The organism is Tenacibaculum finnmarkense (genome assembly GCF_900239185.1).
Taxonomy (GTDB): Bacteria; Bacteroidota; Bacteroidia; order Flavobacteriales; family Flavobacteriaceae; genus Polaribacter; species Polaribacter finnmarkensis.
Genome location: NZ_OENA01000080.1, coordinates 19740 through 33576, shown reverse-complemented (window position 1 = coordinate 33576; position 13837 = coordinate 19740). Strand labels below are relative to the sequence as shown.

Here is a 13837-nt window from a genome sequence, read left to right as displayed (position 1 = left end):
TATGGAAAAAGGAAACAATGTATTTATAAGCCATTACGGTAAAGATGATGACAAAGTTCAAAGGTTAAAAGAAAGATTTGCAGAAAGTAATTATAAAGTTAGGAATTATTCTGTAGATAGTACAAAGCACACAGAGCGAAAGCGACCAAGTAAAGAAGTTATAGAAAGACTTCTTAGAAGACAAATTAGTTGGTCTGGTTCGTTTATTTGCTTAATAGGAGATAAGACACATACTAGACCTTGGGTTGATTATGAAATTAAAGAAGCAATTAAACAAAATAAAAAAATAATCGGTGTTTATGCCCATGGAAGTAAAGAAACGGCAGAGCTACCAGTGGGTTTAAAAAAATATGGAGTAGCAACTATTGGTTGGAATTCTATTGATAGATTAGTTGATATAATGAATGAAAAGGAGATTCCACAAGAAACTCCATCAGGTACAGAAAGAGAGCCTTTATATCAAATGGAAAAAATAAAATGTTAAGGTTATTATGGAATTTTTTTCTTACGTAATTAAACACGATTTAGGCTTAGCACCTAATCCATTTTGGAACTATTGCACATTGGCTGTGTGTAAACCTAATATAAGAAAAAATAGAAATCTTAATATTGGTGATTGGATAATAGGAACTGGAAGTGAAAAAATGGGGAAATTAAATCACTTCATTTATGCAATGCAATTAACAGAGAAAATGACATTTGAAGAATACTGGATGGATTCTCGGTTTACCTTCAAAAAACCAATACTTAATGGTAGTTTAATGCAAATGTATGGGGATAATTTCTATCATAAAAACAATGATTCTGATGATTGGATTCAAGAAAAATCAGCTCATTCAGTTGTAGATAAAGAAAAACATAAAAAAAGAGATACTAGTGCAAATACCGTTCTGATTTCTAGTAATTTTTATTACTTGGGAGACTCTTCTATATTAATCCCTGATGAATTTAGAAAACTTTGTAAAAAAAAACAAGGAATGAAGTATAAGGGTTTATCCGAAATTGGTATACAATTTATGGATTGGATTCAAAATCAAAAAAAAATTAAGAAAGGAATATCAGGAGATCCTATTAACTGGAATCAATATAAACAAATGAAATTAGAATTTTAAATATTATGAATGAAAATAAAATTAAGCATCTAGAGTTTATTCAAAATATAATTACTCGAATGAATAGAAACTCTTTTCAAATTAAAGGAATGAGTATAACCATTTCATCCGCTTTATTAGCTTTATCGGCTAATAATTCGAATATATTATATGCATCAATTATCTATTTTTCTCTTTTTATTTTTTGGGGGTTAGATTCTTATTATTTAAGCCAAGAGAAAGGATATAGAGATTTATATAATAGAACTAGAATAAAGGAAGAACTTGATATTGATTTTAATCTTAAATTGAACAAAGAAGATACTTTAGATAAAAATTCTTGGCAATACACCCTTTTAAATAAAACAATTTACCCTTTATACCTTCTTCAAGCTATACTTTCATTAATTTTAATTTTAACTTTTAAAAGTTTAAAATCATAAAACATAAAAACTACCCCTAAAAACAGTGAGTTTATTATTTTATAAATAGTTTAATATTGTTATTAAGTTAACAGTATTAAACTACTTTCGTTACAACATGAAGCAACTTATCAATTATTATACTTGTAAAATTTTCGGATTCTTTATTTTTATGTGTTTGTCATCAACGTATGCACAAGATAAAGAAGATCATTTTGTATTCTTCGGATATAACCCCGAAGTAGTAAATAGGCAATTATATAAATCATTAAATAATGCTATAGAACCTAGGGAACGGATTGTTATTTTAGATAGCATTGCGACACAATTTATACAGTCAAAAAATGCTGATTCTCTTTTTCATTATGGAAGCATGCTTAAAGATGAGGTTTTAAATCTGAAACTGAAAGGTTTGAAAGGTAATCAGGGGTTTAAATCTAAATATCAATTAAAATCGTTGTTTTATAAAGGTTTGGGTTCGCAAAGTATGGGTTTGTTAGATGAATCTACAAGATATTTTATAGAAGGGATTCGTTTATCCGAAGAAAAATCCGAAGAAAAAAAAAGACTGATATTTCCATATTTTAAACTAGCCTTAGCTGAAACCTATATTTTAAGGAAAGAAAGCTTAAAAGCAGCTTCTATTTTAGATGAGGTAGCGCCTGTTTGTAATACGTTAACTACGTTGCTTTATTATAAAATAGCCCGTTCAAATTATTATCTTTTAAATAATGAACTTGAAAATGCTGAAAAACTAATAAAAAATACCTTACAAACGCTTAATAAAGAAAAATATCCGAGGATTTATATACGATTTCAAATTGCATTAGGTCGTTTAAAATTATTAGAAGGAAAGTTAAATGAATCGCTTGGTATTTTTACGAAAATTAAAGATAAAGCTATAAAATCAGGTTATTATGATCTTTATATCGCTATAATTTTAAATCAAGGAGAAATTTATAGTGTCAGTAAAAATTATCAGGTTGCTGAAATTATACTTAGTACAGCATACGTTAATGCGGTACAGTGGAATCAATTGAATTTGCAACAAAAAATAGTGAAAGCCTTAGTTCGTGTTTATGTATCAAAAGAGAATTATAAAAATGCGTATAATTTAAAAACACAATTAGAGGGTATTAATCGTAGAATTATTTTAGGGCAGAATAAGCGGTTTATAAGAGATTTAGAATTTAAGTATGAAACACTAAAAAAAGAAAAAAAGATACATATACTTCAAGAAGATCAAGTACATAATAGAACAGAAATTGAATATCAAAAAACAGTAAAATACGGTATCTTAATAGCTTTTTTAATCATTCTGATTCCTATTATTTTGTTGTTGGTTGTTTATTATCAAAAGCTGCAAACACAGAGTTTACTTGGGAAGCAACAGGAAATATTACGTCAAAAAGAAATGACTTCGGTATTACAAACACAAGAATTAGCATTGGTTAAAAATACGATTGTGGTTCAGAATAAAGAAAGAGATCGTATTGCTAGAGAATTACATGATAGTATTGGTGGTAATATTTCGGGGATAAAACTACAAATGACCAATTTAGTAGCCCGTAATCCTGAAGTAGGCTCGTTACTTATTCAATTAGAAAAAACCTATCAACATGTTCGAGATATTTCTCATAGTTTAATTCCTGATGAATTTAAAGAAAATAATTTTACGTATTTAATTAAAAATTATATCACATCTTTAGAACAAAACAATAGCGTAGTTATTAATTTTGATGCGTATCCTGAAAATGCCGTAAATACTTTAAATTACACATTACAATCTAATTTATTCAATATTATAAAGGAATTGATTACCAATGCTTTTAAACATGCTAAAGCTACGGAAATAGCCTTGCAATTAATCGTTATTGAACAAGATAATAGTATTGAGTTTCTTTATGAAGATGACGGAGTTGGTTTTGATATAAAAAAGACAAGCAAAGGAATCGGTATTTTAAATATTGAACATAGAGTAAAGGCGTTTAATGGTTTGTTTTCGATAGATTCGGCATTAAATAGAGGTACGGTAATAACAATAAGTATTCCACAACAAAATTAATTTATGATAAAAGAATATAATATTATAATTGCAGATGATCACAGTATGTTTTTAGACGGATTACGTAGTATTCTGTCCGAAGAAAAAAATATAACGATTGTATTAGCCGCAAAAACAGGAACTCAAGTTCTTAAATATCTGCAAATTAATAAAACACCAAAAATAGATTTAGTTATCACAGATATTAATATGCCAGAAATGGACGGTATCACTTTAAATAAGGCTATTAAAGAAGCGTTTCCGCAAGTAAAAACCTTAGTAGTTAGTATGCTGGAAGAACCTGTTAAAATTCAACAGTTAATTGATGCGAATACCAATGGTTATTTATCTAAAAATGCCGCTAAAAATGAACTTTTAAAAGCGATTAAAACGATCCTTGAAGGCGAAAATTATTTTTCATCTAGAATAAAGAATATTTTAATGGAAGCTCTATTTGCAGCGAAGTCGAAGCCTTTAGTTTCTTTAACCAAGAGAGAAAAAGAAGTATTAAAGTTAATAGCTAAGGAATTTACTACTAAAGAAATTGCTTCTCAATTATTTTTAAGCACACATACTATAGAGAGTTATCGTAAAAATTTAATAGCAAAGTTAGGTGTACGTAATATTGCTGGATTAACACGCTATGCAATAGAAGAAGGGATTTTATAAGATTTTATAAAATAATTAAGTTAAAAAACAGTAATTATGGAAATTAAAGAATTTGAAAGTAAGATTAAGCCTTTTTTTTGGGTAAAACATTCAGATAGTTATTCAGTTTGTTTAAACGTAGGAGAGTTTAAAGATGAAATTTTCGAAACAAGATCAGATGAAGGTTTTGAAGGCGGCGGTTATGACTGGTGTTCGTTGGCTTGTGTGTTTTTAAATGAAAAAATGCCAGCATTAAAAGAGCTTATTAATTTTGATCCAGAAGGAAGTATGTTTTGTGCGTATTCAAAAGATAAAGAAGCGTTACAGAAATTTATAGTCGCATTTAAAGAAGCTTGTGAAAATGAAGAATTAATTCAAGATTTGTTTTCAAGGGCTGAATTAGATTAAAATGATTATATCCCTGAAAGTAGGGTATTAATTTTCACGGTATTTGGGCTGAAATATAGTTAAGGATTCCTGCAAATTTGCATCATAAAACTAACTTAATTAAAAACTAAAAAAATTATGATTTACGGAATTACATTAATCCTTTTAAGTATTATAGCAGTGCCATCCTTAATTTTAGCAAAAAAACCAAACGCAAAAGAATTGTTAGATAAAATTGAACCTTATCAAGGTTGGATTGGTTTAGTTTTTTGTTTAGGGGGTATTTGGGGGATTATTTCAGCTTTTTTAAACATTGCTTGGTTAACATCATTACCAATTTGGTGGAGTACGCTCTTAGCAGGAAGTTTTGTGCAAGCAGCCTTGGGTTTTATGTTAGGCTTTGGTATGATTAGTAAGTTATTGCTAAGTAAAAATGAAGCAGCTCAACAAAAAGGAGAAGCATTAAGAGAAAAATTAGCGCCAAAACTAGGGAAACTAGGTTTGTTTGGGCTTATTGTTGGGGGATGGATGATTGTTGCATCTATACTTTTTATATAAATATATTTTAAAATATAGTGAGAAAGAGAAGGATCTGTTAGATTCTTTAAGACTTGCACAGTAATAAACTGTGCAGGTTTTTTATTTATGCACAAACATTACATGACATTAATTGCCTGTTGTAATCAAATTAATTACTTAAACAATAGTTGTTTATATTGTTTTTTAGGCTGCTAAAATTATTAAAAAATCAATAGGGCTGTAGGCTAGGAAGTTTATTTTATTTTTTTTATATAAAATAGGGTTATATCATGCTGTATTTTAGATTAATGGAACTATATTTGCAATATAATATAAGTACTAACAATATAATTTACATTACAATGAGTAAAGGAATAGTAAAATTTTTCAACGACACTAAAGGATTTGGTTTTATTACAGAAGAAGGTGTTGAAAAAGACCACTTTGTACACGTTTCAGGTTTAATCGATGAGATTAGAGAAGGTGACCAAGTTGAATTCGATTTAGAAGAAGGAAACAAAGGACCAAACGCAGTGAACGTAAAAGTGATCTAATATATAATCCATATATTTTCAAAAAAACCTCATCATTTATTTGATGAGGTTTTTTATTTGCCTTAATTTTTTTTAAATATTGTGTTTAAATAAATATTGCGTGTGTTGAGGTCTGTTGTTTTATAAATAATAAGCTGTTTTGTCCATTATTTCTTTAAGTACAAAGTAACTCTCTAAAACACCAATATTGTCAATTTTTGAGAGTTTTAAGCGAACAAAATCGTGGTAATCTTCTAAATCATTTAGATTTATCTGTAGAAAAAAATCTACTTTTCCTGCCATGTGATAGCATTTCTGAACTTCTTTTAATTCTTTTACTTGCGCTTCAAATTTATCAATAAAACCTTCGTCGTGACATCGGAGCGATACCATACAAATAGCAGTTACAGGCATTTGTATGCGTTTTTTATCTAAAATAGCAACGTAGTTTTTAATTATGCCTGTTTTTTCTAAGCGCTTAATTCGTTCATAAATAGGAGAGATGGTTAAATTTAATTTTTCAGAAATTTCTTTGGCAGTTTTCTTACAATCTTCTTGTAAAATTCGCAATATTTTTAAATCGATAGCATCTAGTTTTATCATGTTTTATTAAATTAATTTTGATTGATGAGGTTTATGTTTACCGTTAAATACCGTTAAAATCACTTTTTAAAAGATGTAAAACTGTTTTAAAAAGTGATAAAATTGGCTTGTTATGTTTTGAAAAGTGAAAATTACTTATTTTTTATCAAAATAAAGTGTTTATTACTTTTAAAGTGCCAATCAATGTATTTTTGTAGGGAATAAAAATCGTATAAGATGAAAATATTAGTTACAGGAGCAGGAGGACAATTAGGTACGGTATTAACAAAGTCTTTAAAAGAGAAGTATGGTAAAGAGGCAGTAATAGCTTCAGATATTCGTACAATAGCAAATTATAGCGGAATTTTTGAAATATTAGACGCTACTAGCGAAATTGATTTAGCTAACATTGTAGTAAAACATAAAGTTACTCAAATATATCATTTAGCAGCAATATTATCTGCTAACGGCGAGAAGAATCCTATTCAAACTTGGGATATCAATTTAAAATCGCTTTTTAGTGTTTTAGAGGTTTCTGTAAAACATAAATTAGATAAAGTATTTTTCCCTAGTTCAATAGCTGTTTACGGACTTAGCGCACCAAAAATTGACACAAAACAAGATGCGTATTTAGATCCTACAACGGTTTACGGAATCAGTAAAGCAGCTGGTGAAAACTGGGCGCAGTATTATTTTTTAAGATATGGTTTAGACGTACGTTCTATACGATATCCTGGTGTTATTGGGTATCAATCTTTACCTGGCGGTGGAACTACCGATTATGCTGTTGATATTTATCATAAAGCTATTAAAAATGAAGATTTTACTTGTTATTTAAAGGAAGAGGCTTGTTTGCCGATGATTTATATTGATGATGCTATTAGAGCTACTTTAGAGCTTATGCAAGCACCAAAAGAAGCGGTAAAAATAAGAACATCGTATAATTTAGCAGGGATGAGCTTTACGCCAGCAGAAATTGCGGATTCAATAAAAGAGTGGTATCCTGATTTTAAAGTAAGTTATAAGCCTGATTTCAGACAAGCAATTGCCGATTCTTGGCCTAAATCTATTAATGATGACGCTGCGAGAGAAGATTGGGGTTGGAAACCAAACTACTCTTTAAAAGAAATGACTAAAGAGATGATTACTCAGTTAAAGAAGCAATAATATTTTCTTTTTCCCTATATAAAAAAGACTATTTACATTACGTAGATAGTCTTTTTTTATACATTTAAGTTAATTAAGTTAAGCCTTAATTACTTTTGCGTACTGCATAAAATAATCTTCAAAACGTTTTATCGTTGGGATCATTTTATCAGCATATAATACAAACTGACATTTATTAACACTTTGTGTAATAGACATTAAAGCTGCATACGCAGTGTTATTTTTTAAGAATTGTGCATCATCAATATTAAAAATCATTAATTGCGACGGACTTATTCCGTTTAATAAAAACAATTTATTCATTCTTTTAGGCGTAGAGATAAGAATATCAACACCTTCAAAAATTTCTGATTTCTGTGTGTCTACATGAAGCGCTTCATCGGCAACATAAACACGTATCGATTTATACCTGGTGTAAGGTAAAAAGGCGTTATATACTTCTAAAGCTCTTTCGTTATCTTCAACAAGAACAAAGGCTCTAGGGCTAGTGCCAATATCAGTAAATTTTAATTTATGTAAGGTTGTAAGTACAAGTGTTGTTGTTTTTCCGCTACCTTGATCGCCTATACAATAAACATTTGCACCGCTTTTAATAGCAGGAATACTCTTTTTTTGTAAAGGTGTAGGAGTCGTTATTTCTAGCGATTCTAATTTTTCTTTAATTTCTGAATTTAATTTTTTAAAAGGCATAAGGTTAATGAAATAACTGTTTTAACGTGAATAAAAGGAATAATTAAGCCACAAAGATACAATTAAATTAAAAGTTTTTAATTTATTAATCGGCTTGTGTTTGATTGATAAGATCAATAGTAGATAGAAACAGATAATAATACAGAAAATATATGAAACTAGGAGTAAAGGGCTGTTTTTTGATTATCAGGTAAGAGGTTGCAGGGTTCATAAATAAAGTTAAAAGCAAGCAAAATACTCTTGATTCGTAAGATAGATGATAAAAACATAATAATAAATAATGACGCCGCCGCTTAATTTGCTTTGCTCACCTTAGTAGTTTAATATATATATTGTTTTGTCACAAAACTTTATTTTTACTCTATAATTACCTATTACTACCCTACAAGAAGTGTCCTATAATTAATATTATGTTAAATAAATAGAGTTTTAATATAATAAATAAACGCTATATCTATATCTTTATTTTATATCTTCTTCCCTTATATATGCTGACCTGTTGGTTTTTTCTTCGTTTTTATATGATTAGTTAGAAAATTCGAAGATATTATTTCAGGGTTTGCCTTTTTTCCATTTTATTACCTGTGTGTATCATTAAACAAAAGCTTTTATTTTTTTGCGCTTGCTTTTCTTGTTTAAATGATTATTTTACTTTTTTTTAATTCAAGTATTAATTTCAATAAAATTAAAACACTAAAACAAACACTCATGAGCCTTACTGTTCTTTTTGAAGATGACTATATAATTTGTGTATCTAAACCGAATAACGTTGTTGTTCATCACGCCTACCACTCTAGAAATGTTTCTGAAGAAGAATCATTATTGCAATTGTTATTTAATCAATTTGGAGCTAAATTTTATCCGATACATCGTTTAGATAGAAAAACTTCAGGGATTATATTACTTGCAAAAGAAACGAAACATGTATCTAAATTTCAAGAATTATTTACCAATAACGAAATTCAGAAAACATATTATGGAATTGTTAGAGGACATTCTCCTGAGCAAAAAGTCATTGATTCGCCAGTTAAAGGACGTGATTCTGACGTTTATAAAGAAGCTGAAACACATTTAAAAACCGTTGCAACTGTTGTTGTTGATATCCCTGTAAAACCTTACGATAGCTCAAGATACAGCTTAATTGAAATGAAACCTACAACGGGCAGATTACATCAATTACGTATTCATACAAATAAAATTAGCCATCCGCTTATTGGCGATCCTAAGTATGGTGATAAAAATCACAATACGATGTTTATTGATAATTTTAATTGTGAAAACCTATTTTTACACGCCTATTCTCTTGAATTTACACATCCTTTTTCAAAAGAAAAACTAGTGATAAAAGCATCTTTACCAAATGATTGGAATACTGTTTTTAAACGATTTGAATGGACTTTAAGTAGTTAAGAGTAATATGTTGAGAATAAAAAAAGGGCTACATATAAATGTAGCCCTTTTTTGTTTTAAATTATAAAGTTTATAATTTAAATGTCTTGAAAAATAGCGTGCATTAAACGTTTTTTGTCATTAATACTTTCTTCTAGAGAAATCATTGTTTCCGTACGATTAACCCCATTAATATCATCTATTCTGTAGATAATATCTTTAGCATCATTCGTGCTTTTAGCTCTTACCTTACAAAAGATATTGTATTTACCTGCAGTTACATAAGCAACTGTTACGTTCGGTATTAAGCGTAAATTTTCTAAAACGTGTTGCGTCATAGACGACTTCTCTAAATATACTCCAACATGTGCTATGAAGGTGTATCCCATTTTATCGTAATTCAAGGATAATGTTGAACCTTGAATAATGCCTTCGTCTTCCATTTTCTTAACACGTACATGAATAGTACCAGCTGATACTAATAATTTCTTTGCAATGTCGGTAAAAGGTGTTCGGGCATTTTCGATTAAAATGTCTAAAATTTGATGATCAATTTCATCTAGTACAAACTTTTTCATTCTTTTTTTTTCTGATAGTATCACTAAAATACAGTTTTTTAAAGTAATTCTTCTTTGTGTGCGATATTTGAAGATAAATCTCCTTCTTTTTCTTTCATTAAAGATAGTACAAATTTACCATTTTCTACTTTCTCTACATACTGAAAAGCCACATCTTTTTTATTTTTTTCTGATCGATAAATAACATCATAGAAGTTCTTGATATTGTTTGGAATAGAAAAGTAATCTAAATGTGATGTAAAGTTTTTTTCTGTAGCTACATGATAAATCCCCTGTAAAAGCGCGTAAAAATTGTATTTACGCACCGTTTCCCGCTCATAATCGTCAGGATAATGTCCTGCTTCAATCAATATAGTGTTGTGTCCTAATTTTTGAAAATTATCCCCCGTCGCTGTTGGATAAAACTCATCGCTATAGCGCCCTATATGATTTGGTATTAATTTTTGTAATAAAGCATTCATTGCTACAATTACATTCATGGTCTGCTCCCGTCCTTTTGTTAGTTTACGCGTAATTTCTTCGGATGGTGCTAAAAATGAAATCGTTGCGGGGTTTTTAGTTCCTTCTACACCAAAGATGGTTCTTTGGTCGTGCAGGTTAAAGCAAAATTGTGGTTTTACAGTGTCTAAAATTTCACGCAACAATTTACTTTCTTTAGCTTCTAAAGCTACCGCATCCCTATTTAAATCTACATCATTTGCATTTACACGCGTATATACCTCAGCGCCATCAGGATTTAGCATTGGGATAATTGTAATATCGCAATTATTTAAAATTGAATTTACAATTTCGGTATTTTTATAGGTTTTTATATATTTTAAGAAATCAAACACTGCTTTTGTTCCGGTGCTTTCATTTCCGTGCATCTGGCTCCAAATAAGTATTTTTATTTTTCCTGAACCTAATTTTAATTGATAAATAGCCTTGCCTTGCTCCGATTCGCCTATTTTTTTTGATGCAATATCTTCATCTAAATCGTTATAAAGTGGCTCAATATCATTCAAAGTAATGTATCTGCCCGATATTTTACGTTGTTTTATTGTTGTTAAATAATTTTCTTCTAAAAAATCAGTATTTAATAAATTCATTTCAAGCTCATTTTTTTTATTATAAGATTACCACAATTACCACAGTAAACTACAAAGTAAACCAATCAGCAATTAATTCTTTTTCTATTGATTTTGCAGAAATATGCGTATAATCATTTTTAAGACTATCGTACTGATACTCTTTTGCCCATGTTTCAATATTATTAGTCAAACTGATTAATGAATCGCAAATAAACTGCACCTCATCATCAGTAACCGTAGGATGTATAGACAAACGAACCCAACCAGGCTTATCAGTATTACAACCTTCTAAAATTTGATCTTTAATTTTATTAGACGTATTTTGATTTACATTTAACAAGAAATGCCCGTAAGTTCCTGCGCATGAGCAACCTCCTCTTGTTTGAATACCAAAACGATCATTTAACAATTTTACCACCAAGTTAAAATGATATTTTTCGTAATAAAAAGAAAAAATACTCAATCTGTCTTTATGATTTGGTGCTAATATTTTTACACCGTCTAAACTCTCTAAACACTCAAAAATAACAGGATTTATAGCATCTTCACGCTGTTTTATTTTATCCGTAGTCATTTTATCTTTCACTTTTATTGCCAACGCAATTTTAATGGTTTGTAAAAAAGCAGGAGTTCCGCCATCTTCACGAGTTTCCACATCATCAAAATAATCATGCCCGCCCCAAGGATTTGTGTAACTTACCGTTCCGCCACCAGGATTATCAGGAATCATATTTTTATACAATTTCTTATTAAAAATCAATACGCCAGAAGTTCCAGGACCTCCTAAAAATTTATGAGGCGAAAAGAAAATAGCATCTAAATATTCATCTTCTTTCTTCGGATGCATATCTATATCAACATAAGGCGCAGAACAAGCGAAATCAACAAAACACAAACCGCCATATTTATGAATTAAAGAAGCTACTTTATGATATTCGGTTTTAATTCCTGTTACATTTGAACCTGCACTAATAGAGGCTATTTTAATCGGTCTGTCGGCATATTTCTTAATTTCTTCTTCAAAAATATCTAGACAAATAAGCCCCTGATCATTACAAGGAACAACCACTACCTCAGCAATAGTTTCTATCCAAGAAGTTTGGTTTGAATGATGCTCCATATGACTTACAAAAACAATAGGTCGTTTTTGCTCAGGAATTTGCGTATGTTCCTTTAAATTTTCAGAAACCTTTAAACCTAAAATTCGTTGAAATTTATTGACAACTCCTGTCATTCCTGAACCTTCGGTAATTAAAACATCATCTTTAGAGGCGTTTACATGGTGTTTAATAATATTTCGAGCTTCGTTATAAGCTAAAGTCATTGCAGCCCCTGCTGTTGAGGTTTCCGTGTGTGTATTGGCAACAAAAGGCCCGAAAGTGTTTAAAAGTTGTTTTTCTATCGGATAATATAAACGCCCGCTGGCTGTCCAATCGGCATAAATCATTTTTTGTGTTCCGTAAGGCGATTCGTAAGTTTGATTAATACCTACGATATTCTTTTTAAACGGACTGAAATAGTTTTCTAAACTCATAAAATTACATAAATTAGGCTGTTTTACATAATTATTGTTTTATTATGTAATAAGATGTATATAAAATATAAATTTAATTTTTTACATCAAAACAACCTAAAAATTATATGTAATTAACTTTTTTCTAACTTTTGTAAAAAATTAGCGCTCTTTTAAAGCCTTTTAAAATTCAAGAAAACTAAAAAAGTGCCGTTAATTCTTAAGATATAAGATTAACGGCACTTTTTATTAAGTTTGATAGTTTGTTTTTTACAATCTAAACTTTCCTCCTACTAAAATAGTTTTCTGTAAAAAGAAGAAATTTTGCGAAGCACTATCGGCAGCATTATTTGTTGTTTTAATATCAGGCATATAAATATGTCCACCTTTCAAATCTGCTTGTACATAAAAGTGTTTTAAGAAGGAGATATTTACACCCGCCACAACAGAAGCTCCGTATCCTGATAAATGAAAAGAATCATTTCTATCTTTCCCTAATAATTTTGAATTTGTCTTCGGATATAAAATCCCCATACCAAAACCTTCTGTTAGGTTAATTTGTAAGTTTTCAAGATTCAAACCAAACCAATGACTTACATCATCAAAACGTTTTAATTCTACGTTTACGTAATTTAAACCATCAGTGTGTTCGAAACGTAAAAAATCGTCTGCTAAATTAACAGTTTCATTATTGTAGGTTCCGTCGTATTTTGCATTTCCCTCATTAATATTTCCATTAATTTTAACGTCTTGATTATTGATCATTACATACTTCATGTGATCAACCCCAATAGAAACCGTGTAGTTCTCGTTAAAGAAGTACCCAATTCTATAATTTGTTTGCGGAATCGTAATTCTCCCAGGATTAAAATAATCATAAAAAGAAAACGTTGTTTGCCTATCCTGTGCTTTTACATCCGATAGGGTAAAATCATAATTATCACCTTTAAAATGAATATCAGAATCAGTGTAACTTGCCCAATTCCATCCCCAATAAGCGAAAAACTTTCCTTTATTGGTTACTTTCTTTTTTTGAATGATAAATTTTTCGCTGTTAGGCGCTTTATCATCGCTATTTTCTTGTTTACTACTACCTTGCTCCTGTCCTATTACTAATGATGAGGTTGCCGCGATCATTAGTAAACTCAAACTAATTGTTCTTAATTTCAACTTGGTTATTTATATTTATGTGTTGCTGTAACTG

At 29.6% G+C, this 13837-nt stretch carries 16 protein-coding genes; 10 read left to right on the top strand and 6 right to left on the bottom strand.

Annotated features, from left to right (window positions below):
- Position 1 precedes the first annotated feature (1 nt).
- The 8 genes from AQ1689_RS09580 to AQ1689_RS09545 all read left to right on the top strand — a co-directional run bounded on the left by AQ1689_RS09580 (position 2) and on the right by AQ1689_RS09545 (position 5665).
- Positions 2 to 484, top strand: a complete 483-nt coding sequence (locus AQ1689_RS09580; RefSeq protein ID WP_101955942.1) for a TIR domain-containing protein — start codon at positions 2 to 4, stop codon at positions 482 to 484.
- A 7-nt stretch (positions 485 to 491) separates the two neighbouring features.
- Entirely contained in the window at positions 492 to 1112 is a 621-nt protein-coding gene (locus AQ1689_RS09575; protein WP_101955941.1) for an Nmad2 family putative nucleotide modification protein, read from the top strand.
- 5 nt (positions 1113 to 1117) lie between these two features.
- On the top strand, positions 1118 to 1534 hold the full coding sequence (locus AQ1689_RS09570; RefSeq protein ID WP_101955940.1) for a hypothetical protein: 417 nt from the start codon (positions 1118 to 1120) through the stop codon (positions 1532 to 1534).
- Positions 1535 to 1631: 97 nt separating this feature from the next.
- The gene (locus AQ1689_RS09565) at positions 1632 to 3578 is read left to right on the top strand and encodes a tetratricopeptide repeat-containing sensor histidine kinase (RefSeq protein ID WP_101955939.1); all 1947 of its coding nucleotides are present in this window, start codon (positions 1632 to 1634) and stop codon (positions 3576 to 3578) included.
- A 3-nt stretch (positions 3579 to 3581) separates the two neighbouring features.
- Positions 3582 to 4226: a response regulator transcription factor gene (locus tag AQ1689_RS09560; RefSeq protein ID WP_101955938.1), complete on the top strand. Its 645-nt coding sequence runs from the start codon at positions 3582 to 3584 to the stop codon at positions 4224 to 4226.
- Between the two features lie 36 nt (positions 4227 to 4262).
- Positions 4263 to 4613: an immunity 51 family protein gene (locus AQ1689_RS09555; RefSeq protein WP_101915228.1), complete on the top strand. Its 351-nt coding sequence runs from the start codon at positions 4263 to 4265 to the stop codon at positions 4611 to 4613.
- 117 nt (positions 4614 to 4730) lie between these two features.
- Positions 4731 to 5150 (top strand): hypothetical protein, encoded by a 420-nt coding sequence (locus tag AQ1689_RS09550; protein ID WP_101915229.1) that lies wholly within the window; start codon positions 4731 to 4733, stop codon positions 5148 to 5150.
- Positions 5151 to 5473: 323 nt separating this feature from the next.
- The gene (locus AQ1689_RS09545; protein ID WP_101955937.1) at positions 5474 to 5665 is read left to right on the top strand and encodes a cold-shock protein; all 192 of its coding nucleotides are present in this window, start codon (positions 5474 to 5476) and stop codon (positions 5663 to 5665) included.
- Positions 5666 to 5785: 120 nt separating this feature from the next.
- On the opposite strand, the gene AQ1689_RS09540 is transcribed toward AQ1689_RS09545, so the two are convergent.
- Complete coding sequence (locus AQ1689_RS09540) at positions 5786 to 6247, bottom strand: Lrp/AsnC family transcriptional regulator (protein WP_101955936.1); 462 nt, start codon at positions 6245 to 6247, stop codon at positions 5786 to 5788.
- Between the two features lie 216 nt (positions 6248 to 6463).
- Here AQ1689_RS09540 and AQ1689_RS09535 point away from each other — a divergent pair, with 216 nt between their 5' ends.
- Positions 6464 to 7393: an NAD-dependent epimerase/dehydratase family protein gene (locus AQ1689_RS09535; protein WP_101955935.1), complete on the top strand. Its 930-nt coding sequence runs from the start codon at positions 6464 to 6466 to the stop codon at positions 7391 to 7393.
- Between the two features lie 78 nt (positions 7394 to 7471).
- Here AQ1689_RS09535 and AQ1689_RS09530 read toward each other — a convergent pair whose 3' ends face one another.
- Complete coding sequence (locus AQ1689_RS09530; RefSeq protein WP_101955934.1) at positions 7472 to 8083, bottom strand: DEAD/DEAH box helicase; 612 nt, start codon at positions 8081 to 8083, stop codon at positions 7472 to 7474.
- 708 nt (positions 8084 to 8791) lie between these two features.
- Between AQ1689_RS09530 and AQ1689_RS09525 the strand changes: the two genes are divergently transcribed.
- Entirely contained in the window at positions 8792 to 9493 is a 702-nt protein-coding gene (locus AQ1689_RS09525) for a pseudouridine synthase (RefSeq protein ID WP_101955972.1), read from the top strand.
- A 77-nt stretch (positions 9494 to 9570) separates the two neighbouring features.
- Here AQ1689_RS09525 and AQ1689_RS09520 read toward each other — a convergent pair whose 3' ends face one another.
- From AQ1689_RS09520 to AQ1689_RS09505, 4 genes are all read right to left on the bottom strand, one after another.
- Positions 9571 to 10050: an Lrp/AsnC family transcriptional regulator gene (locus AQ1689_RS09520; protein WP_058885032.1), complete on the bottom strand. Its 480-nt coding sequence runs from the start codon at positions 10048 to 10050 to the stop codon at positions 9571 to 9573.
- 38 nt (positions 10051 to 10088) lie between these two features.
- On the bottom strand, positions 10089 to 11138 hold the full coding sequence (locus AQ1689_RS09515; protein ID WP_101955933.1) for a M14 family zinc carboxypeptidase: 1050 nt from the start codon (positions 11136 to 11138) through the stop codon (positions 10089 to 10091).
- A gap of 49 nt (positions 11139 to 11187) precedes the next feature.
- Entirely contained in the window at positions 11188 to 12654 is a 1467-nt protein-coding gene (locus AQ1689_RS09510; RefSeq protein ID WP_101915235.1) for an aminotransferase class V-fold PLP-dependent enzyme, read from the bottom strand.
- 249 nt (positions 12655 to 12903) lie between these two features.
- The gene (locus AQ1689_RS09505; protein ID WP_232125354.1) at positions 12904 to 13803 is read right to left on the bottom strand and encodes a hypothetical protein; all 900 of its coding nucleotides are present in this window, start codon (positions 13801 to 13803) and stop codon (positions 12904 to 12906) included.
- Positions 13804 to 13837 lie beyond the last annotated feature (34 nt).

What these genes read in the sequence shown, in the direction of transcription:
- AQ1689_RS09510 (WP_101915235.1), bottom strand. Translation starts at nt 12,654, where the DNA reads ATGAGTTTAGAAAACTATTTCAGTCCGTTTAAAAAGAATATCGTAGGT.
- AQ1689_RS09535 (WP_101955935.1), top strand. Translation starts at nt 6,464, where the DNA reads ATGAAAATATTAGTTACAGGAGCAGGAGGACAATTAGGTACGGTATTA.
- AQ1689_RS09525 (WP_101955972.1), top strand. Translation starts at nt 8,792, where the DNA reads ATGAGCCTTACTGTTCTTTTTGAAGATGACTATATAATTTGTGTATCT.
- AQ1689_RS09540 (WP_101955936.1), bottom strand. Translation starts at nt 6,247, where the DNA reads ATGATAAAACTAGATGCTATCGATTTAAAAATATTGCGAATTTTACAA.
- AQ1689_RS09560 (WP_101955938.1), top strand. Translation starts at nt 3,582, where the DNA reads ATGATAAAAGAATATAATATTATAATTGCAGATGATCACAGTATGTTT.
- AQ1689_RS09530 (WP_101955934.1), bottom strand. Translation starts at nt 8,083, where the DNA reads ATGCCTTTTAAAAAATTAAATTCAGAAATTAAAGAAAAATTAGAATCG.
- AQ1689_RS09575 (WP_101955941.1), top strand. Translation starts at nt 492, where the DNA reads ATGGAATTTTTTTCTTACGTAATTAAACACGATTTAGGCTTAGCACCT.
- AQ1689_RS09565 (WP_101955939.1), top strand. Translation starts at nt 1,632, where the DNA reads ATGAAGCAACTTATCAATTATTATACTTGTAAAATTTTCGGATTCTTT.
- AQ1689_RS09580 (WP_101955942.1), top strand. Translation starts at nt 2, where the DNA reads ATGGAAAAAGGAAACAATGTATTTATAAGCCATTACGGTAAAGATGAT.
- AQ1689_RS09555 (WP_101915228.1), top strand. Translation starts at nt 4,263, where the DNA reads ATGGAAATTAAAGAATTTGAAAGTAAGATTAAGCCTTTTTTTTGGGTA.
- AQ1689_RS09570 (WP_101955940.1), top strand. Translation starts at nt 1,118, where the DNA reads ATGAATGAAAATAAAATTAAGCATCTAGAGTTTATTCAAAATATAATT.
- AQ1689_RS09545 (WP_101955937.1), top strand. Translation starts at nt 5,474, where the DNA reads ATGAGTAAAGGAATAGTAAAATTTTTCAACGACACTAAAGGATTTGGT.
- AQ1689_RS09550 (WP_101915229.1), top strand. Translation starts at nt 4,731, where the DNA reads ATGATTTACGGAATTACATTAATCCTTTTAAGTATTATAGCAGTGCCA.
- AQ1689_RS09520 (WP_058885032.1), bottom strand. Translation starts at nt 10,050, where the DNA reads ATGAAAAAGTTTGTACTAGATGAAATTGATCATCAAATTTTAGACATT.
- AQ1689_RS09515 (WP_101955933.1), bottom strand. Translation starts at nt 11,138, where the DNA reads ATGAATTTATTAAATACTGATTTTTTAGAAGAAAATTATTTAACAACA.